Genomic DNA, 18367 nt, shown 5'->3' with positions numbered 1-18367 from the left:
TCAGTCGCTCCGCGACAGCTCCCCCAAAAGGGGGAGCATCTGGGCGCTCAAGATCCTCCCCCTCTGGGGGAGGTGGCCCGGAGGGCCGGAGGGGGCTCGCCGCCCCTTGCCCTCCCATCGCGCATCGGCCACCTTCCCGCCCCGTTTCGAAAGGCTCCACCCATGTCGCGTCCCGCGGCCGCGCCGGCTTCCGGGAAGTCGCGCGGCGTCATCGTCTCAGACCTGATCGAACTGCTGCGCCTGGCCGGGCCGGTGGTGCTGTCGCGCCTGGGCATCATGGTGATGGGCCTGACCGACGCCATCGTGGTGGGCCACTATTCGGCAAAGCAGCTGGGCTTCCACGCCATGGCCTGGGCCCCGACCTCGGTGTTCGTCACCGTGACGGTCGGCCTGCTGGCCGGGACCCAGGTGATGGGCTCGCGGGCGCTCGGTGCGGGGCGGCTGCACGAAGCGGGCGCGGTGCTGCGCCGGGGCGTGAAGTATGGCCTGTGGCTGGGCCTGGCCGGCTCGGTGCTGCTGGCCCTGGCCGCGCCGCCGCTGCTGCACCACGTCGGCATCGACGAGGCCCTGGCCGACGGCGCGACCGCGCCGCTGATCGTGTTCTCGCTGTCGCTGACCCCCTATGCGCTGAGCGTGGCGCTGAGCTTCTGGCTGGAGGGCCTGGGCCGGCCGGGGCTGGTGACGGTGACGATGTGGATCGCCAACCTGATCAATCTGGGGGTCAACCTGCTGCTGGTGCCCGGCGTCATGGGGCTGCCGGCGCTGGGCGCTGTCGGCGCGGCCTGGGCGACCTTCGTGGCCCGCACCGCCTTCACGATCATGCTGGCGGTGGTCATCGTCCGCCTGAAGGACGCCCGGGCGCTGGGCGTGTTCGACAAGCCCGCCCTGGATCGCGCCGCCGAGAAGGAGCAGCGCCGGGTCGGCTACGGGGCGGGCACGTCCAACCTGTTCGAGGTCTCGGCCTTCGCCGGCATGAGCCTGGTGGCCGGCTGGCTGGGCGGACTGAACGTCGCGGCCTGGGCGGTGGTGCTGAACGTGGCCGGGGTGATCTTCATGGTCCCGCTGGGCCTGGCCACCGCGACGGCGGTGCAGGTCGCCCGGGCCCACGGCGCGCGTGATCCGGAGGGCATGAGCCGCGCCGGCTGGATCGCGTTCGGCGTCACGGCGGTGTTTTCGCTGGTGGTGGCGCTGCTGCTCTATCCGCTGCGCCACCTGGTGGCCGGCGCCTATACCGCCGATCCCGCCGCCATCGCCCTGATCGCGCCGGCCCTGGTGCTGACCTGCCTGTTCCTGGTGCCCGACGCCGTGCAGGTGGTCTGCGCCCAGGCTCTGCGGGCGCGCGGCGAGGTCTGGATCCCCGCCGGCACCCACATGGTCGCCTACGCCCTGATCATGGGGCCGCTGGCCTGGTGGCTGGCCCTGCCGATGAAGATGGGCGTCAACGGCATCGTCTGGTCGGTGATCGTCACCAGCTTCGCGGCGGCCGCGATGCTGCTGGGGCGGTATCGGATGCTGGATCGCAAGAGCTGATCCTTCTCCCCCTGCGGGAGAAGGTGTCGTCCGAAGGACGACGGATGAGGGGTTTCTCAGACGCAAAACGCCGCGACAGCCGATCAGCCGTCGCGGCGTTTCTGTTCGTGCGACCCCTCACCCGACCCCGCTCTGCGGGGCCACCCTCTCCCGCAAGGGGAGAGGGATCAGATGCTTGCCCCCAGGATCCAGCCTTCCTCGGTCTGGACCTCGTTCACCAGGCTCTCCGGCGCGTCCTTGCCCGGGCCGAACAGGGCGGCCAGCTTCCCGGCCTCGTCGAGCTTGGCGAAGTGTTCGGCCAGGGTGCGCACCTGGGCCAGGTCCTTGATCTCGCCGGGGCCGGGGACGGCCTTGACCAGCGACGGATAGACCTCGGCCACGACCACGTCGACGCCGTCGAGGTCGGCCTCGGTCAGGGCCTTGAAGCCGGTCTCGAACGGCCACACGCGGACGGGCTCGCCGCGGGCGTCCTTCAGGCGGCGCACCGCCGGGATGCCCATGATCGCCTGGCCGCCGACCGAGCCGTTGTAATAGAGCTTCCAGATCGAGTGCGCGCCCCCTCCTTGAATGGAAGATTGGGCGGCCACGTCGGCGTGGCGGAACTCCGGCAGGTCGTCCGGACCATGCTCACGGGTGCGCTTGGGCTGCAGGGTGGTCAGGGCGTCCTTGGGCGGGCAGCCCCAGAAGGGGAACGGCCCGCCGGTCAGGCGGCGGTTGATCTCCGAGCCCACGCCGAAGCGGTTGTTGGTGTTGTCGGCCTTGTCCTTGACCATCTTGTTCAGCTGGTCCCAGACCGCGCGCCAGGGCGTCTCGCCCGGCAGGTTCAGCGCCTGGGAGAAGCCGCGCGGGAAGCCCAGCGGGAAGTCGAAGCCCACCAGCGCACGCTCGCCGCGCTTCTTCAGGTCGTCGAGGATGACGGCGATCTTGGCCTCGGCCTCGTTGCGGGTGGCCGGATTGTAGCTCTCGAAGGTCAGGCGGAAGCGCACGTCGCGCTTGAGCACGCCGATCCAGACGGAATCCGCCCCCGTTGTCGGCTTGGCCGCCGCGCTCCAGTCGACGATCACATAGGCGCTGAAAAGCCGCGACACGGCGAAGGCTCCGTCAAATCCAAACGAAGCGCGCTTCTACTCCCCCGGAGGGCGAGCCGCCAGACGTTGCGAAGCTTGAGTAGCTGTTTCTGGTCGGCCGAAAACAAAAAGCCCCGCCGGTGAGGGCGGGGCTTTTCACATCGGGGCGAAGCGGCTTCAGGCCGCGTTCTGCTCGGCGGTCGCCAGCGGCGCGGCCGGGACCTTGCCGACCTTCCAGCGGACCGGCGGCTCGCAGACCGGGCCGAGGGCGGCGCGGACGATGGCCGGCGGGGTGCGCTCGTCGGGGGTCATGAACAGGCCATTGGCCTTCACCGCCAGGCCCGCGGCCTTGCTGGCGCCCAGCATGGTCAGCGGCACGGCCAGGATCAGGCCGGCCAGGATCGGGGCGGTGGCGGTCAAGAGGTCCGGCGTGAACCAGAACATCGCGGCCAGGCCCAGGCCCGTGGCGCTGATCCAGCCCATGGCGGCGCAGGCTTCCTTGAAGGCGACCTTGTCGGCGTCGCGACGCTGGGCGCTCCAGCCGCCGACGCGGCCGGCCAGGATCTCGACCAGGGCGCGGGTCTGGGTGAACATCAGCATCGGGGCGACCAGGGCCGAGAGCAGCATCTCGACGCCCAGGCCCGCCATCACCCGGCGGCGGCCGCCGAAGCCCTTGATCTCGTGCTTGCGCATGAAGATCAGCGTGGCGCCCATGATCTTGGGGCCGAACAGCAGCACGAAGGTGATGATCATCGCCCAGGCGGTGGCCTGGATCTCGCGCCAGTCGATCAGGGCGTGGGCGGCGGCCTGCAGGTCGGCCATCGTGAAGGCGGCCTTCTTGACCTCGGGCATCAGGGCCCGCGAGATCACGCCGGCCGACAGGGCCACGAACCAGATCGGCGACAGGGCGTAGCTGAGCACGCCGATCACCAGGTGCAGGCGGCTCATCCAGTGCAGGCCCGGCAGGCCGATCAGCGGCACGTGCTGGACGTTGCCCCGGCACCAGCGACGGTCGCGGGTGGCGAAGTCGAGCAGGTTCGAGGGGCTCTCCTCGTACGAGCCTTCCAGGTAGGGGGCCAGGTGCACGGCCCAGCCGCCGCGGCGCAGCAGGGCGCTTTCCAGGGCGTCGTGGCTCATCACCTCGCCGCCGAAGGGCTTGGGGCCGTTCAGCGAGGGCAGGCCGCAGGTCTGGGCGAAGGCCTTGGTGCGGATGATGGCGTTGTGGCCCCAGAACGAGCTTTCCGAACCCGACCACCAGGCCAGGCCCGTCCAGGCCACGCGGCCATAGAGCTTGGTGGCGAACTGCAGGGTGCGGGCGAAGATCGTCTGGCCGTTGATGATCGTCGGCATGGTCTGGATCAGACCCACGCCCGGGTGTCGTTCCATGGCGTCGGCCAGGCGGACCATGGCGTCGCCGGTCATCAGGCTGTCGGCGTCGAGCACCAGCATGTGCTCGTAGTCGCCGCCCCAGCGCGCGACCCAGTCGGCGACGTTGCCGGCCTTGCGGCCCGCGTTGTCGGGGCGGCGGCGATAGAAGGCGTGGCTCGAGGCCTCGCGGCGGAAGCGGGCGAAGCAGGCCTGCTCGGCCAGGGCCACGGCCGCGTCGCGGGTGTCGGAGATGATGAAGATGTCGAAGGCGCGGCTGTTTCCGGTCTCGGCGATCGAGGCGTCCATGGCCCGCAGGCGGGCGAACACCGCCTGGGCGTCCTCGTTGTAGACCGGCATCAGGATGGCCGTGCGGGCGCGCGGCTTGGGCATGGGCTTGCTGCTGTCGATGCCGAGCGGGTCCTTCGGCGTGCGCAGCAGCACCACGAAGCCGGCGACGGCGGTGACGAACCACAGGGCGAGCGCCAGGAACAGCGGGGCCAGCAGGGTCAGGCAGACGGCTTCCAGGCGGGTGACGCCGCCCAGGGCCACGGTGTCGAACGTGGCCTTCCAGCCGGCCGCGCCCATGATGGCGGTGGCGATGAACACCACCCAGCGGCGCATGACCGTTTCCGAACCCGGGGTGCTCACGGCGCGGGCCGCGCCCTGCCAGAAGCCCAGCGGCTGGACCGGCATGGCCAGCGGCGCCTCGGTCGGGATCTCGACCCGGTCGCGCGGAGAGATCACGGTTTCGAAGGCCACCGGGGTCGAGGTGGCCAGGTCGAAGAAGGCGCCGCGTTCGGTCATCGGGTCCGTCTCGGTGGATCCGACCGTGGTCGGACGAAATTCAGAGCCTCGATTCACGCCGAACGCCTTCACGGGACGCCTCCGGTCCGCTAGGGATCGGCTGCGTTCAGGGAGGGGTCTGGCGTTGCACGAAGTCCGGCGGAGGAACCGCCGACGCATCTAGAGTAAAACTTCGATCACGAAATCGCTATCGAAAATGTGATCGATTTCGCAGGTGCGGTGAAAAATCTGTGCAAATGCGCTTAACGGCGCGGCCGGCAATGGGCTTGGAATTGGGTAAGGCTATGAAATTCAATACGGTTCTGGCGTTTCTCGCGGTTGCGAGCCTGGCGGGCTGCGGTCCGGCCCCGAAGGGCGACAGCGCCACGCCGCCCGCCGCCCGACCCGCGCCGCCGATCTCGACCGCGCCCCAGTACGAGACTCAGGGCGTGATCGCCACGGTCGACGGTCAGGTTCTCACGCTCGATCACGACGGCGCGAGCGCCGCGCCCCTGCCGGCCGGCCGGACGACCTTCCAGGCCTATGGCGACGTCCTGGCCGAAGCCCCGCTGGCGCCCGGCGCGCGGGTGACGTTCAAGTTCCGCAAGGTCGCCGAGGGCGAGGGCTGGGAACTGACGGAGATGCGGGGGCGGTAGGAAATCAGAGACCCTCTCCCTGCGGGAGAGGTGTCCGCGAAGCGGACGGAGAGGGGAGTTGCTGATGACTTCCCGACGCCGCGGCAGCTGAGAACGTCCCCCCTCCGGCCCTCCGGGCCACCTCCCCCAGAGGGAGAGGATCTTGATCCTACAGCTTCACCAGCATCTTCCCCAGGTTCTCGCCAGAGAACAGCTTGATGAAGGCTTCGGGCGCGCGGTCGACGCCTTCCAGCACGGTCTCCTTCCAGGTCAGCTTCCCCGAACCGATCCAGTCGGCCATGTCGCGCACGAAGGCGGGGAACAGATCGTAGTGGTTGGAGACGATAAAGCCTTCCAGCCGCAGGCTCTTGCCCACCGCCTGGATGATGTTGGCCGGGCCGGTCGGGCGGCCGGTGTCGTTGTACTGCGAGATCATCCCGCACAGGGCGAAGCGTCCGAACGGCCGGGCCGAGTTCAGGGCGGCTTCCAGGTGCGCGCCGCCGACGTTCTCGAAATAGACGTCGATGCCCTTGGGCGCGACCTTGGCCAACTCCGCCACCACGTCGGGCGTGGCCTTGTAGTCGATCACGTGGTCGACGCCGATCGACTTGAGGAAGGCGACCTTCTCCGGACCGCCGGCCGAGCCGATCACCGTGTGGCCCTTGATCTTGGCGATCTGGCAGACGACCGAGCCCACGGCCCCGGCGGCGGCCGAGACGAAGACGACGTCGCCTTCCTTGAGCGCGGCGACCCGTAGCAGGCCGGCATAGGCGGTCATGCCGGGCATGCCGGCCACGCCCAGGAACGCCTGCGGCGCCATGCCATGGGTGGAAAGCTTCATGATCCCGCCCATCGGCCCGGCGGCGGCCAGGGCTTTCGGATGGGCGTTATAGGCCTCGCGCCAGCCGAACATCGAGCTGACCAGGTCGCCGACCTTGAAGTCCGGATCGTTGGAGGCCGTCACCTCGCCGACCGCGCCGCCTTGCAGGGCCTTGCCCAGCTCGAACGGCGGCACATAGCTCTTCCGGTCGGTCATGCGGCCGCGCATGTAGGGATCGACCGACATGTAGAGGTTCTTGACCTGGATCTCGCCGTCGCCGGGCAGGGGCAGGTCGACGCTGGCCAGCTCGAAGTTCTCGGCGGTAGGCACGCCGACGGGGCGGCTCTTGAGGCGGATCTCACGCGACGTGGTCATGGCGACCTCCCTTATGTTCTGGTTCAAACGAATGTTTAGCGCTGCTCTGCGTCGCCCGCCAAAGCTTTTCGCGGCATCCCGAAGCGGCTAGAGACAGCGCCCATGACCCAAGATGCTCAAGTCAAAACCCTGAAGGCTGGCGTTGTCGGCGCCGGCGTGTTCGGTGGCTACCACGCGAAGAAATACGCCGAGCTGCCGGGCGTCGAGCTGGTCGGCGTGTTCGACATCGACCTGGCGCGCGCGCAGGCCCTGGCCGGCCCGCTGGGGGCTGCGGCCTATGACGACATGGACGCCTTCCTGGCCGCGGTCGACGTCGTCACCGTCGCCACCCCGGCCGTGCACCACGCCAAGGCGGCTCTGGCGGCGCTGAAGGCGGGCAAGCCGGTCTATTCCGAAAAGCCCCTGGCCGTGTCGCCGGAAGACGCCGACGCCCTGATCGCCGCCGCGGCCAAGTCCGGCGTGCCCCTGGCCTGCGGCCACCAGGAGCGGGTGGTGTTCCAGGCCATGGGCCTGCTCGACATCCCCGAGCAGCCGCTGCGCCTGGAAGCGGTGCGTCGCGGCACGCCGTCGGACCGCAATCTCGACGTCTCGGTGGTGCTGGACCTGATGATCCACGACATCGACCTGGCCCTGGCGCTGTGCGCCGCCGACCCGGTGGCCGTCGAAGGCGAGGGCGAGGCCGCGCGCGGCTACGGCCTGGACTGGGTAAAGGTGGAAGCCACCTTCGCGAATGGGTTCACCGCCGTGTTCGACAGCTCGCGCGTGGCGGAAGCCCGCGAGCGGACGATGAAGGTGGTCTACCCCTCGGGCGAGGTCGAGATCGACTTCCTGGCCCGCACCTTCCGCAACACCACCCCGTTCCCGCTGATCGAGGACTTCACCGAGACCCCGGCCGGCAAGGACCCCCTGGGCCAGAGCGTCGCCGGCTTCCTGAAGGCCGTTCGCGGCGAAGCGCCGCGTCCGGTGGTGACGGGCGAAGAAGCCGCCCGGGCGCTGGATCTGGCGCTGGCGGTCGAGCACTCGGTGGATTGAGTTCCATTTACCCCCATCGTCATCCCGGCCGAAGCGTAGCGTAGAGCCGGGACCCAGGGGCCGCCGCACCGCGCCGGCTACCGCGAGGTTGCGGCGTTGTCTGTGTAGCCCAGTCCCCCTAGGTCCCGGATAGCCGCTGCGCGGCTTCCGGGATGACGACGGGGGGGAAACGTGATGGGCCTCAGCCCCTCCGCCCCTTCAGCCCCGCCACCTGCAGCACGCTGGCCACTGCCGCCAGGCCCGCGCCCATAAGCGCCACGCCGGTCCAGCCGCCGAGGTTCCAGGCCGCCGCGGCCGCCGCCGAACCGGCCGCTCCGCCTAGGAACATCCCGCCCATGAACAGGGTGTTCAGCCGCGCCCGGGCCTCGGGCCGCAAGGCGTAGACGAGGTGCTGGTTGGAGATCAGCGCGCCCTGGATGGCGAAGTCGAGCAGCACGACCCCGGCGATCAGGCCGGCGATCGAGATCCAGGTTCCAAACAGGATCCACGAGGCCAGGGTCAGCACGGCTCCGAGCGCGATCGTCAGGTGCGGACCGCGCTTGTCGGCGATGCGGCCGGCGATCGGGGCGGCCAGCACGCCGACCACGCCGACGATCCCGAACAGGCCGGCGACGTCGGCCCCCAGGTGGAAGCGGGCCTGCAGCTGAAGGGCCAGGATGGTCCAGAAGGCGGTGAAGGCGGCGAACAGGCAGGCCTGGGTCAGGGTCGCGCGCCGCAGGGCCGGGAACTCGCGCCACAGTTTGCCCAGCGAGCCGAGCAGGCCGGCATAGGTGAGGTCCGCGTCCGGCTTGCTGCGCGGCAGGGCCAGGGCCATCAGGCCGGCGGCGGCCAGGGCGATCGGCGCGCCCAGCCAGAACATCGCCCGCCAGCCGCCGTGCGCGCCCACGAACCCGGCCAGGGTGCGCGACAGCAGGATGCCGCACAGCAGGCCCGACATCACGACGCCCACGGTCTGGCCGCGCCGCTCGGGCGCCGACAGGTGGGCGGCGAAGGGCACGATCTGCTGGGCCACGGTCGCCCCCGCCCCGACCAGCAGCGAGGCGGCCAGCAGCAGGCCGGTGTTCGGCGCAAGGGCGGCGGCCACGAGGGCCAGGGCCAGCACCAGGAACTGCACAACGATCAGGCCCTTGCGCTCGACCCGGTCGCCAAGCGGCGTCAGCAGGAAGAGGCCGGCGGCGTAGCCCAGCTGGGTGGCGGTCGGCACGAAGGCGGTCAGCGGGCCGGGCAGGTCGCGCTCGATCAGGCCCAGCATCGGCTGGTTGTAATAGATGTTGGCCACGGCCAGGCCCGCGGCGGCCGCCATGGCGAAGGTCAGGCCCTTGCCCAAGGCATGGGCGCCCTTGATACCTGGAGGGGGCGCGTCGGCGGGGAGGGCGGCTGTGCTCATGATCGGCTCCAGGCCGCCCGAAGAAGGGGGAGGGGGCGGCGTTCCGTGTCAGTCGCCCGGCATATAGGCTGCGCCGCGCGGATTTATAGGATGGTCTTGCGCGGTCTGGGCCGTTCGTTTCGCCGCTTTTGTGGTTTGATCGAAGAATCCGCCGGGGCCATTCACGCGGCTCTTCCCGTTTTCCGGAGTTCCGCCTTGACCGACGACCGCACCCACAAAGCGCGCATGCTGGCCGGCGACCTCTATGATCCGCTGGACGCCGAGATCATCGCCGACCAGGAGGCGGCCCTGGCCTGGATGGAGCGCTACAACGCTCCCGGCCAGACCCTGGCCCAGCGCATGGCCCTGCTGAAGGAGCGGTTCGGCAGCGTCGGCCTCGGCGCCAACATCCGCGCGCCGTTCCACTGCGACTACGGCTACAACATCGTGCTGGGCGACGGGGTGTTCATGAACTTCGGCTGCGTGATCCTCGACGTGACCACGGTCACGATCGGCGACCGCTCGATGATCGGCCCGCACGTGAAGATCTTCGCCGCCGATCACCCCCGCGACGCCGAGACCCGCCGTTCGGGACTGGAGTTCGGCCGTCCGGTGACCATCGGCAAGGACGTCTGGATCGGCGGCGGGGCGATCATCGTTCCGGGCGTGACGATCGGCGACGGCGCGGTGATCGGGGCCGGGGCGGTGGTCACCCGCGACGTGCCGGCCGGCGCGACGGCGGTGGGCAATCCGGCCCGCGTGAAGGGCTGACAAAAAGATCAGCCAGGATGTCGGGAACGTCGAGGGCCAAACGTCCTTCGGCCGACACAGCTTAGGGAGCCGCATCATGCGCATGATCTTCGTCAACCTGCCGGTCGCCGACCTCGACCGTTCCAAGGCCTTCTTCGAGGCCCTGGGCTTTTCGATCAATCCACAGTTCACCGACGAGACCGCCGCCTGCGTGGTGGTGTCCGACGTGATCCACGTGATGCTGCTGACCCACGACAAGTTCCGCCAGTTCATCAACGGCGACATCGCCGACGCCTTCAAGGCCACCGAGGTCCTGACCTGCCTGTCGGCCGACAGCCGGGCCGAGGTCGACAGCCTGCTGGCCAACGCCCTGACCAACGGCGGCCGCGAATGGAAGCCGGTCATGGACATGGGCCCGATGTACGGCGCCAGCTTCCAGGACCCCGACGGCCACGTCTGGGAGGTGATGTTCATGGACATGGCGGCGATGGGGCAGGGTGAACCGGCGGCTTAGGAGCGCCTGATCGCCTGTCGGATAGGATTTCAGGATTGAAACTCAGTCGCAGTTGCGTCAATAGCCGGCCCTCTCTTTCAGGGGATGGTCATGCGACTTTGCTTCTCGCGCGCCGCCGCTCGGCGCGCCCTGTTCTCGACGCTCAGCCTGGCGGCGCTGTCGATCGCCGCCGGCGCCCACGCCCAGGCGCCTAAGGCTGACGACGTCGAGCAGGTGGTCGTCACGGCCGCCCGCACCAAGCTGCCGGTCACGGCCCTGCCGCTGACCGTCGACGTGGTGGGCGCCGAGGCCCTGAACCAGCAGGTGGCGATCAGCGGGTCGATCGTCGACGCCCTGTCGACCCTGTCGCCGTCGTTCTCGCCGACCCGCCAGAAGCTGTCGGGCGCGGGCGAGAGCCTGCGCGGCCGCTCGCCGCTCTACGCCATCAACGGCATCCCGCAGTCGACCCCGATCCGCGACGGCTCGCGCGACGGCTACACCATCGACCCGTTCTTCGTGGACCGCGTCGAGCTGATCTACGGCTCCAACGCCCTGCAGGGCATCGGCGCCACCGGCGGCGTGGTCAACCAGGTGACGGTCGGCCCGCCCAAGAACGACGGCGTCTCGGGTCGCACCCTGGTGCAGAGCACGATCGGCCATGACCTGGGCGACAGCGTCGGCGGCAAGGTCGCCGGCCTCCTCGCCTGGCGCGGCGGCGCGTTCGACGCCACCGGCGGCGTGGCCTACGAGACCCGCGGCGCCTTCTACGACGCCGACGGCCGCCGTATCGGCATGGACAACACCCAGGGCGACGTCCAGGATTCCAAGAGCCTGTCGGTGTTCGGCCGCTTCGGCTGGCAGCTGGGCGACAGCACCCGCCTGGACGTGGTCGCCAACCGCTTCGAGCTGAAGGGCGACGGCGACTACGTGACCGTCACCGGCACGGCGCCGGCGGTCACCGACGGCAACAGGCTCGCGCGCCTGCCGACCACCTCGGTGCGCGGCCCGGCGCCCGGCAAGACGGCCGCCAACCGTGTCGAGACCCTGTCGGCCTCGCTGACCAGCGGCGAGGTGCTGGGCGGCGACTTCACCGCCCAGGTGTTCTTCAACCGCTCGCGCGACACCTTCGGCGGCGACCGCAGCGCCACCTTCCAGGACGTCAGCATCGCCCCGTCGGGCACGCTGTTCGACCAGTCGTCGAACCGCTCGCGCAAGCTGGGCGCGCGCCTGAACTACGAGCGCGAAGTGCCGGGCATCCAGGGCCTGACCGCCACCGTCGGCCTCGACGCCATGAACGACCGCACCGAGCAGCTGCTGATCGCCACCGGCCGCGCCTGGGTGCCGCCGACCAAGTTCCAGAGCGTCGCACCCTTCGTCCAGGGCAACTACGCCCTGATGGACGGCAAGCTGCGCCTGGCCGGCGGCCTGCGCTTCGAGAACGTTCAGCTGAAGGTCGACGACTTCACGACCCTGGCCTCGTACGGCTCGCGCAAGGTCGCGGGCGGCGATCCGGACTTCAAGTCGACCCTGGCCAACGGCGGGATCGTGCTGGAGCCGGCCTCGGGCCTGCGCCTCTACGCCAGCTACGCCGAGGGCTACACCGTGCCCGACGTCGGCCGGATCCTGCGCAGCATCAACGTCAACGGCGTGGACGTCGACAGCTACCTCAACATCGAGCCGATCGTGTCGAACAACCGCGAGATCGGCGGCGAGTGGAAGCGCGGGCCGTTCGACGCCAGCGTCGCCTATTTCTGGTCGTCGTCGAAGCTGGGCCAACTGCTGGTCAAGAACACCGGCGGCATCTTCGACGTGCAGCGCCAGAAGGTGGCCATCGAGGGGCTGGAGCTGAACGTCAAGGCCAGGACCCCGGTCCCGGGCCTGGGCGTCTCGGCCGGCTACGCCCGCCTGCGCGGCGAGACCGACGCCAATGGCGACGGCAAGCTCGACACCGATCTCGACGGCGCCAACATCTCGCCCGACCGAGTGAACCTGGCGGCCGACTACCGCGCCGGCAAGCTGGCCCTGCGCCTGCAGGTGCAGTCGTACCTGCAACGCGACATGAGCCACGCCCTCGTGAAGGACGACTTCTCGGGCTACACCGTGGTCGACGCCTTCGCCCGCTACGAGCTGCCGGTGGGCGCGCTGTCGCTGGGGGTCCAGAACCTGCTGAACGAGCAGTACATCACCTACAACTCCGACACCGTGCTGCCGGCCAAGGACAAGTTCTACGCCGGCCGCGGCCGCACCGCGACGCTGGGCTGGGAAGCGCGCTTCTGATGAAGACGCTGCGGCTCCTGCATCGCTGGGCCGGCGGCCTGATCGGCCTGCTGCTGGCCGTGCTCGGCTTCACCGGCGCGCTGCTGGTGCACGAGGACGCCTTCCTGCGCGCCACCGTGCCCCACGCCGCCGACACCCAGCGGCAGGACACGGCGACCCTGGCGGCGGCGGCCACGCGGATCTTCGGCGCGGAGGACCGCCCGCGCTCCATCGTCCTGGCGAGCGAGCGCAAGGGTCTGCACAAGCTGTCCTATCCCGGCGAGACCGAGAAGGGCGCCTACGCCGACCAGGACGGCGCGATCGTCCAGGCCTGGACCAGCAACTGGGCGCGGCCGGAAATCTGGCTGTTCGACCTGCACCACCATCTCTTCAACGGCGACGCCGGCGAGATCGTCGGCGGGATCGCCGGGCTGGCGGGGCTAGGCTTCGTAGTCACCGGCCTGATCCTGTGGTGGCCGACCCGGCGGATGTTTCACCTGAGGCTCTGGCCGCGGATGGCCAAGCGGGCGGCCATCGTCCACCACCATCGCGATCTCGGTGTGATCGTGGCGCCGCTGCTGATCCTGTCGCTGGCCACCGGCGCGACCATGAACCTCAAATGGTTCTCGCAGGCTCTGCGCGCGCCGTTCTCCTCGCCCGCGGTGATGGAGAAGGCGGCCGCCGCGCCGAAGATCAAGGGCGGCAAGCTGGCCAGGGACCTCGACTGGGCGATGGTGATCGGCCAGGCCCAGGCCCGCTTCCCGGGCGCCGAGGTGCGCACCATCGGCCTGCCGGCCAAGACCGGCGGCCTGGTCGCCATCCGCCTGCGCCAGCAGGCCGAGTGGCTGCCCAACGGCCGCAGCATGGCCTGGTTCGACCCCGCCACCGGCAAGATGGTCGCCGCGCGCGACGCCCAGGCCATGCCGCTGGGCTCGCGGATCGCCAACGCCGACTTCCCGCTGCACGCGGCCAAGGTCGGCGGCCTGGCCTACCGGCTGGTGATGACCGTCTCGGGCCTGGCCCTGACCCTGCTGGGCACGCTGGCGGTGGTCACCTTCTGGGGCAATCCCTCGGGCCTGCCCAAGCGCCGCAGGAAACCGGCGGCCAAGGCCAAGACGACGCCGGAGCCGGTGACGGCTTAAGGGGGCGAACCCTCGACCTTCACCGCATCCCCCACCGCGATCTCGCCGCCCTCGATGACGCGGGCGGTGAGGCCGCCGCGGCCGCGGACGGCGTTGTAGCCGCCTTCGCCGAGGATCTCGTTCATGCGGCTGCACGGGTGGCAGCCGCCGGTGGCTTCCAGCAGCACGTCGCCGACCCGGAAGCGCTTGTCGGCAAGACCGAGCAGGTTGATCCCCTCGACCACCAGGTTGCGGCGCAGCTCGAAGGGGGAGGCGGGATCCGCCCGGCCCAGGAAGCCGGCGATGGCGGCCAGGTCCTCGGCCTGGATCAGGGTCACCTGGCGCGGACCGCCGGGGCGGCCGGCATAGTGGTCGCCCACGAGGCCGGCCTCGAGCGTGACCTCCGCCCGCTCGACGGCGATCAGGGCTGCGTGGCGAGCCGGGCGCAGGCCGATCCAGGCCAGGCGGCCGGGACGCATCGGTCCTGCGATCAGGCGGCCCAGGGGGCTGTCGGGATTGACGCCCCGCCTGGCCCCCGCCGCCATCAGGCCTTCTCGACGAAGCTGTCGATGACCTTCTTCTCGCCGGCCTTGTCGAAATTGACGGTCAGCTTGTTGCCCTCGATCGAGGCGACCTGGCCGTAGCCGAACTTGACGTGGAACACCCGGTCGCCACGGCTGTAGGCGCTGTTGGTCGGGGCCGAGACGGCCACCAGCCGGCCTTCGCCCTCGATCGGCTTGGACCGCGCCGCCGAGCCGCCGCCGCGCCAGGCCGCGTGGCCGCCGCCCTTTTCGGCGAAGCCGCGCGCCTGCACCCGGTCCTGGGCCCGCTTCCAGCCGGGGCTGTCGTAGCTGCCGCTCTGGAAGGCGCTGACGCCCGGATCGTCCCAGCGCGACGCCGCCGTCTGCTGCATGCCCGGACCGCCGCCGTAATAGCCGGTCTCCGACCCCGCATCGACGTGCTCCAGCGGCAGTTCGTCGACGAAGCGGCTAGGCAGCTGCGAGGTCCAGCGGCCATAGACCTGCCGGTTGGCCACGAAGCTGATGCGGGCCTCCTCGCGGGCGCGGGTGATGCCGACGTAGGCCAGCCGCCGCTCTTCCTCGAGGCCCTTCTCGCCCTTGTCGTCCATGCTGCGCTGGCTGGGGAAGACGCCTTCCTCCCAGCCGGGCAGGAACACCAGCGGGAATTCCAGCCCCTTGGCCGAGTGCAGGGTCATGATCCAGACGGCGTCGCCGGTGGCCTCGCGGTCGAGGTCCATGACCAGCGACACGTGCTCCAGATAGGCCTCCAGGCTGTCGAACTGGCCCATCGACTGGACCAGTTCCTTCAGGTTCTCGAGCCGCGTCTGGCTGGTCGGGCCTTTGTCGAGGCGCAGGGCGTCGGTGTAGCCGCTCTCCTCCAGCACCATCTCCAGCACCCGCTGGTGATGCATGTTCCCGATCTGGGCGCGCCAGCGGTCGAGGTCGCGGATGAAGTTGCTGAGCGCCGTGCGCGTGCGGGCCGGCAGGTCGTCGCTGCCGATGATCACCCGGGCCGCCTCGACGGTGGAGATGCCTTCGCCGCGCGCGATCTGCAGCAGCTTCTGCACCGAGGTGTCGCCGATGCCGCGCTTGGGCGTGTTGACGATACGCTCGAAGGCCAGATCATCGTCGGGCGACTGGATCAGGCGCAGATAGGCGTGGGCGTCGCGGATTTCCGCCCGCTCGAAGAAGCGCGGGCCGCCGACCACCTTGTAGGGGATCTGCAGCATCACGAAGCGCTCTTCGAAGGCGCGCATCTGGAAGGACGCACGGACCAGAATGGCCATCTGGTTGTAGCGGCGGCCGGCCTTCTTGGCCTTCTCGATCTCGTCGGCGACCATCCGGCTTTCGGCCTCGCCGTCCCAGACGCCTGAAACCTTGACCTTCTCGCCGCCGGTCGCCTCGGTCCACAGGGTTTTGCCCAGGCGCCCCTTGTTGGCGGTGATCAGGGTCGAGGCGGCCGCGAGAATGTGCTCGGTCGAACGGTAGTTGCGCTCCAGCCGCACCACCTTGGCGCCGGGGAAGTCGCGCTCGAAGCGCAGGATGTTGTCCACTTCCGCGCCGCGCCAGCCGTAGATCGACTGGTCGTCGTCGCCGACGCAGCAGACGTTCTGGCGGCCCTGGGCCAGTAGGCGCAGCCACAGGTACTGGGCAACGTTGGTGTCCTGGTACTCGTCGACCATCACGTACTGGAAGCGGCGCTGGAAGTCGGCCAGCACGTCGGGATTGCCCGTGAAGATCGTGATGTTGTGCAGCAGCAGGTCGCCGAAGTCGCAGGCGTTCAGGATGCGCAGCCGCTCCTGGTACTGGCGATAGAGGCTGATGCCCTTGCCGTTGGCGAACTCGCCGGCCTCGGACGGCGGCACCTTGTCGGGCGTCCAGCCGCGGTTCTTCCAGGCGTCGATCAGCCCCGACAGGATGCGTGGCGTCCACCGCTTGGCGTCGATATTGGCCGCCTCGATCAACTGCTTGAGCAGCCGCTCGTTATCGTCGGTGTCGATGATCGTGTAGTTCGACTTCAGCCCGACGAGCTCGGCGTGGCGGCGCAGGATCTGGGCGGCCACCGAGTGGAAGGTGCCCAGCCAGCGCAGGCCCTCGGCCTCCGGGCCGATGATATGGGTGATCCGCTCGCGCATCTCGCGCGCGGCCTTGTTGGTGAAGGTGACCGCCAGGATCTCCCACGGCCGGGCGCGGCCGGTGGCGAGAATGTGGGCCAGGCGCGTGGTCAACACCCGGGTCTTGCCGGTGCCGGCCCCGGCCAGCACCAGGACCGGTCCCTCGGTGGTGACGACGGCTTCGTGCTGCTCGGTGTTGAGACCGTTCAGATAGTCGGGCGCGGGACCGCCGCCGCCGGGAGCCTGCGGACGGGCCAGGTCGGAGATACGCGGAGCGGGGAGGTCGCCGAGCGGGTCGGTCGAGTCGAAGCCGGAAGACATGGGAACATATGTAGCACAAAGTTCCTCCGGCTTAAGCCCCGTGGCGCCCGCTTAGGGAACTCCGGTCGCGACGCTCCCGTTGATCCCCAGGGACGGAACAGGAGCAGGAAGAATGGCGGAAGAAACCAAATCGGGCGGGGGAAACGCGGGTCTGGCCTTCATCGTCGGCGCCCTGGTGGTGATCGTCGCCGTGCTGGCCTTCATGATGTTCTCCGGCGGCTTCACGCAGAAGAAGACGGTGGACGTCGACATCTCGGCCTCCGCGCCCAAGCTGCCGGACGCGCCGAAGGTCCCCGAAGCGCCCAAGGCCCCCGGCTAGTGGTATCGGGCTAGACAGAGGAGGCGGGCATGGCTCGCCATCATGAAAATCATCACGAGGGCGCCCAGCACGAAGGAGCATGGAGCGGGGCTGCGATGCTCGCGGTCCTGCTGTTCGTCGCGCTGCTGATCTACGCGGTCTGGAATTCGGGCCTGCTGGCCGTGCGGCCGGACCTGGCGGAACTGCGGTTGCCGAACCTGGCCCCGCCGACCCTGCCGACGCCCAATCCCGAGCCGCTGCCGTCGCCGGTTCCGCGGCCGGGGTAGGGGAGGACCCCCTCCGGCCCTCCGGGCCACCTCCCCCAAAGGGGGAGGATCTGGTCAGCGCGGCCTGGATGCTCCCCCTCTGGGGGAGCTGTCGCGGAGCGACTGAGGGGGCCTAGCCCCCCGCCCGTTCCAGCGCGTACACCCTGCACGCCGAGGCCAGCGGCCGGTCGGCGCGGCCGACGTCGATGCGCTGGATCAGGGCGGCGATGCTGACGGCGTCCTGCTTGGCGATGCGCTCGAGCGCGGCCCAGAACTCGGGCTCCAGCGCCAGCGAGGTGGCGTGGCCCGCGAGGTTCACCGATCGCTTTTTCAGACTGCCCATCGACGTGGGTCCCCAGTGATCGCCTGCACGGCCCTTGAATAAAAATGACGTCGTGTCATCTTTACTCACGTCACGCCGGGAGCATGCCTGATGAACGCAGCCGCGCAAGCCCTTGACGCCGGTTCGGCGCGTCCGCCGCTCGGCGCCCGCGATGCGAGCTTCCGCCTGCAGCCTTTGCGGGCGTTTCGCGCCGTCCGTCGGTTGATCGCCGACAAGGAGGACACGGCCCAGGTGTTCGAGATCATGCGGGCGCTTTCCGGCCGCGCGATCCCCCGCGGCTACGCCCGGCTGCTGAAGACGCCGCAGGGCGGGGCGATCGCCTATCGTCGCGAGGAATTCGCCGATCGGCTGTCCGACGCGGCCTGGCTGGCGCGGTTCGAGCCGGGGACGGTGGGCGCGGCCTATCGCGACTTCATCGCCCCGCGCGGCCTGACCGCCGAGGGGCTGGCCGACGAGAGCCGCAAGGTCGCCGACGCCGACATGGACGCGGCCCATCCGCTGCTGTGGTACGCCCGCCGCCTTCGCGACGTTCACGACGTCTGGCACGTGCTGACCGGCTACGGCACCGACGCTCTGGGCGAGGTCTGCGTCGTGGCCTTCTCCTACGCCCAGACCCGCAGCCTGGGCTTTGCCTTGATCGCCCTGGCCGGGACCCGCGAATTCCGCCGCCTGAAGGACGGCCAGCCCTACGGCCGGGCCGTGCGCGAGGCCTGGCGGGCGGGGCGCAAGGCCGCCTGGCTGCCCGAGGTCGACTATCCGGCCCTGTTCGCCATGCCGCTGGACGAGGCCCGGCGAACCTTGCGCATCGTTCCGCCGACCACCTACGAGGCCATTCCGGCGAACCTGCGCCAGCACTTCCACCGGGTCGTCTGAGCGTTCGCCAACCGCTGCAATTTTTCTTGTACCGC

Annotated in this window: 17 protein-coding genes; 10 read left to right on the top strand and 7 right to left on the bottom strand. The window is 69.9% G+C overall.

What is annotated here, in order from left to right:
* The first annotated feature begins 162 nt into the window (after positions 1 to 162).
* Positions 163 to 1530, top strand: a complete 1368-nt coding sequence (locus AC07N1_RS19610) for an MATE family efflux transporter (RefSeq protein ID WP_494673309.1) — start codon at positions 163 to 165, stop codon at positions 1528 to 1530.
* A gap of 167 nt (positions 1531 to 1697) precedes the next feature.
* Here the strand turns inward: AC07N1_RS19610 and AC07N1_RS19605 are convergent, their stop codons facing one another.
* Both AC07N1_RS19605 and mdoH read right to left on the bottom strand, forming a co-directional pair.
* Positions 1698 to 2618: a cobalamin biosynthesis protein CbiG gene (locus tag AC07N1_RS19605; protein ID WP_494673308.1), complete on the bottom strand. Its 921-nt coding sequence runs from the start codon at positions 2616 to 2618 to the stop codon at positions 1698 to 1700.
* Between the two features lie 156 nt (positions 2619 to 2774).
* Complete coding sequence (gene mdoH, locus AC07N1_RS19600; RefSeq protein WP_494673307.1) at positions 2775 to 4769, bottom strand: glucans biosynthesis glucosyltransferase MdoH; 1995 nt, start codon at positions 4767 to 4769, stop codon at positions 2775 to 2777.
* A 284-nt stretch (positions 4770 to 5053) separates the two neighbouring features.
* On the opposite strand from mdoH, the gene AC07N1_RS19595 reads away from it, so the two are divergent.
* On the top strand, positions 5054 to 5404 hold the full coding sequence (locus tag AC07N1_RS19595) for a copper-binding protein (protein ID WP_494673306.1): 351 nt from the start codon (positions 5054 to 5056) through the stop codon (positions 5402 to 5404).
* A 148-nt stretch (positions 5405 to 5552) separates the two neighbouring features.
* Here AC07N1_RS19595 and AC07N1_RS19590 read toward each other — a convergent pair whose 3' ends face one another.
* A complete protein-coding gene (locus AC07N1_RS19590) occupies positions 5553 to 6578 on the bottom strand; it encodes an NADP-dependent oxidoreductase (RefSeq protein WP_494673305.1) in 1026 nt (341 codons plus the stop codon).
* A gap of 102 nt (positions 6579 to 6680) precedes the next feature.
* Here AC07N1_RS19590 and AC07N1_RS19585 point away from each other — a divergent pair, with 102 nt between their 5' ends.
* Positions 6681 to 7610, top strand: coding sequence for a Gfo/Idh/MocA family protein (locus AC07N1_RS19585; RefSeq protein ID WP_494673304.1), 930 nt, complete (start codon positions 6681 to 6683; stop codon positions 7608 to 7610).
* A 181-nt stretch (positions 7611 to 7791) separates the two neighbouring features.
* Here AC07N1_RS19585 and AC07N1_RS19580 read toward each other — a convergent pair whose 3' ends face one another.
* Positions 7792 to 8997 carry an MFS transporter gene (locus AC07N1_RS19580; RefSeq protein WP_494673303.1) on the bottom strand — a complete coding sequence of 402 codons (1206 nt, stop codon included), beginning with the start codon at positions 8995 to 8997 and terminating at the stop codon, positions 7792 to 7794.
* 195 nt (positions 8998 to 9192) lie between these two features.
* On the opposite strand from AC07N1_RS19580, the gene AC07N1_RS19575 reads away from it, so the two are divergent.
* The 4 genes from AC07N1_RS19575 to AC07N1_RS19560 all read left to right on the top strand — a co-directional run bounded on the left by AC07N1_RS19575 (position 9193) and on the right by AC07N1_RS19560 (position 13617).
* Positions 9193 to 9747: a sugar O-acetyltransferase gene (locus tag AC07N1_RS19575; protein WP_494673302.1), complete on the top strand. Its 555-nt coding sequence runs from the start codon at positions 9193 to 9195 to the stop codon at positions 9745 to 9747.
* 76 nt (positions 9748 to 9823) lie between these two features.
* Positions 9824 to 10240, top strand: coding sequence for a VOC family protein (locus AC07N1_RS19570; RefSeq protein ID WP_494673301.1), 417 nt, complete (start codon positions 9824 to 9826; stop codon positions 10238 to 10240).
* Positions 10241 to 10330: 90 nt separating this feature from the next.
* On the top strand, positions 10331 to 12496 hold the full coding sequence (locus tag AC07N1_RS19565) for a TonB-dependent receptor (RefSeq protein WP_494673300.1): 2166 nt from the start codon (positions 10331 to 10333) through the stop codon (positions 12494 to 12496).
* Positions 12496 to 13617 (top strand): PepSY-associated TM helix domain-containing protein, encoded by a 1122-nt coding sequence (locus AC07N1_RS19560; protein ID WP_494673299.1) that lies wholly within the window; start codon positions 12496 to 12498, stop codon positions 13615 to 13617. Before AC07N1_RS19565 ends, AC07N1_RS19560 begins: the two co-directional genes overlap by 1 nt.
* Here AC07N1_RS19560 and AC07N1_RS19555 read toward each other — a convergent pair.
* Together AC07N1_RS19555 and AC07N1_RS19550 are read right to left on the bottom strand one after the other, a co-directional pair.
* Entirely contained in the window at positions 13614 to 14141 is a 528-nt protein-coding gene (locus tag AC07N1_RS19555; RefSeq protein ID WP_494673298.1) for an MOSC domain-containing protein, read from the bottom strand. The two genes, AC07N1_RS19560 and AC07N1_RS19555, sit on opposite strands and share 4 nt — an antisense overlap.
* Complete coding sequence (locus AC07N1_RS19550; RefSeq protein WP_494673297.1) at positions 14141 to 16552, bottom strand: DUF3553 domain-containing protein; 2412 nt, start codon at positions 16550 to 16552, stop codon at positions 14141 to 14143. The genes AC07N1_RS19555 and AC07N1_RS19550 overlap by 1 nt, the downstream gene beginning before the upstream one ends.
* Positions 16553 to 16664: 112 nt before the next feature.
* On the opposite strand from AC07N1_RS19550, the gene AC07N1_RS19545 reads away from it, so the two are divergent.
* Together AC07N1_RS19545 and AC07N1_RS19540 are read left to right on the top strand one after the other, a co-directional pair.
* The gene (locus AC07N1_RS19545) at positions 16665 to 16871 is read left to right on the top strand and encodes a hypothetical protein (protein WP_494673296.1); all 207 of its coding nucleotides are present in this window, start codon (positions 16665 to 16667) and stop codon (positions 16869 to 16871) included.
* Between the two features lie 95 nt (positions 16872 to 16966).
* The gene (locus AC07N1_RS19540; RefSeq protein ID WP_494673295.1) at positions 16967 to 17137 is read left to right on the top strand and encodes a hypothetical protein; all 171 of its coding nucleotides are present in this window, start codon (positions 16967 to 16969) and stop codon (positions 17135 to 17137) included.
* A 112-nt stretch (positions 17138 to 17249) separates the two neighbouring features.
* Here the strand turns inward: AC07N1_RS19540 and AC07N1_RS19535 are convergent, their stop codons facing one another.
* Positions 17250 to 17459: a ribbon-helix-helix domain-containing protein gene (locus tag AC07N1_RS19535; RefSeq protein ID WP_110121631.1), complete on the bottom strand. Its 210-nt coding sequence runs from the start codon at positions 17457 to 17459 to the stop codon at positions 17250 to 17252.
* A gap of 90 nt (positions 17460 to 17549) precedes the next feature.
* Here AC07N1_RS19535 and AC07N1_RS19530 point away from each other — a divergent pair, with 90 nt between their 5' ends.
* Entirely contained in the window at positions 17550 to 18332 is a 783-nt protein-coding gene (locus AC07N1_RS19530; RefSeq protein WP_494673294.1) for a Coq4 family protein, read from the top strand.
* Positions 18333 to 18367 lie beyond the last annotated feature (35 nt).

It is taken from the genome of Caulobacter sp. GW821-FHT09B11 (genome assembly GCF_059418205.1).
The sequence above is the reverse complement of the archived record's forward strand: the minus strand, read 5'-3'. Positions and strand labels throughout refer to the sequence as shown.

Bases quoted from the DNA above. Each gene is read 5' to 3' on its own strand.
- AC07N1_RS19610 (WP_494673309.1), top strand. From the start codon at position 163: ATGTCGCGTCCCGCGGCCGCGCCGGCTTCCGGGAAGTCGCGCGGCGTC.
- AC07N1_RS19545 (WP_494673296.1), top strand. From the start codon at position 16,665: ATGGCGGAAGAAACCAAATCGGGCGGGGGAAACGCGGGTCTGGCCTTC.
- AC07N1_RS19555 (WP_494673298.1), bottom strand. From the start codon at position 14,141: ATGGCGGCGGGGGCCAGGCGGGGCGTCAATCCCGACAGCCCCCTGGGC.
- AC07N1_RS19570 (WP_494673301.1), top strand. From the start codon at position 9,824: ATGCGCATGATCTTCGTCAACCTGCCGGTCGCCGACCTCGACCGTTCC.
- AC07N1_RS19550 (WP_494673297.1), bottom strand. From the start codon at position 16,552: ATGTCTTCCGGCTTCGACTCGACCGACCCGCTCGGCGACCTCCCCGCT.
- AC07N1_RS19530 (WP_494673294.1), top strand. From the start codon at position 17,550: ATGAACGCAGCCGCGCAAGCCCTTGACGCCGGTTCGGCGCGTCCGCCG.
- AC07N1_RS19565 (WP_494673300.1), top strand. From the start codon at position 10,331: ATGCGACTTTGCTTCTCGCGCGCCGCCGCTCGGCGCGCCCTGTTCTCG.
- AC07N1_RS19585 (WP_494673304.1), top strand. From the start codon at position 6,681: ATGACCCAAGATGCTCAAGTCAAAACCCTGAAGGCTGGCGTTGTCGGC.
- AC07N1_RS19540 (WP_494673295.1), top strand. From the start codon at position 16,967: ATGCTCGCGGTCCTGCTGTTCGTCGCGCTGCTGATCTACGCGGTCTGG.
- AC07N1_RS19580 (WP_494673303.1), bottom strand. From the start codon at position 8,997: ATGAGCACAGCCGCCCTCCCCGCCGACGCGCCCCCTCCAGGTATCAAG.
- mdoH (WP_494673307.1), bottom strand. From the start codon at position 4,769: ATGACCGAACGCGGCGCCTTCTTCGACCTGGCCACCTCGACCCCGGTG.
- AC07N1_RS19595 (WP_494673306.1), top strand. From the start codon at position 5,054: ATGAAATTCAATACGGTTCTGGCGTTTCTCGCGGTTGCGAGCCTGGCG.
- AC07N1_RS19560 (WP_494673299.1), top strand. From the start codon at position 12,496: ATGAAGACGCTGCGGCTCCTGCATCGCTGGGCCGGCGGCCTGATCGGC.
- AC07N1_RS19590 (WP_494673305.1), bottom strand. From the start codon at position 6,578: ATGACCACGTCGCGTGAGATCCGCCTCAAGAGCCGCCCCGTCGGCGTG.
- AC07N1_RS19535 (WP_110121631.1), bottom strand. From the start codon at position 17,459: ATGGGCAGTCTGAAAAAGCGATCGGTGAACCTCGCGGGCCACGCCACC.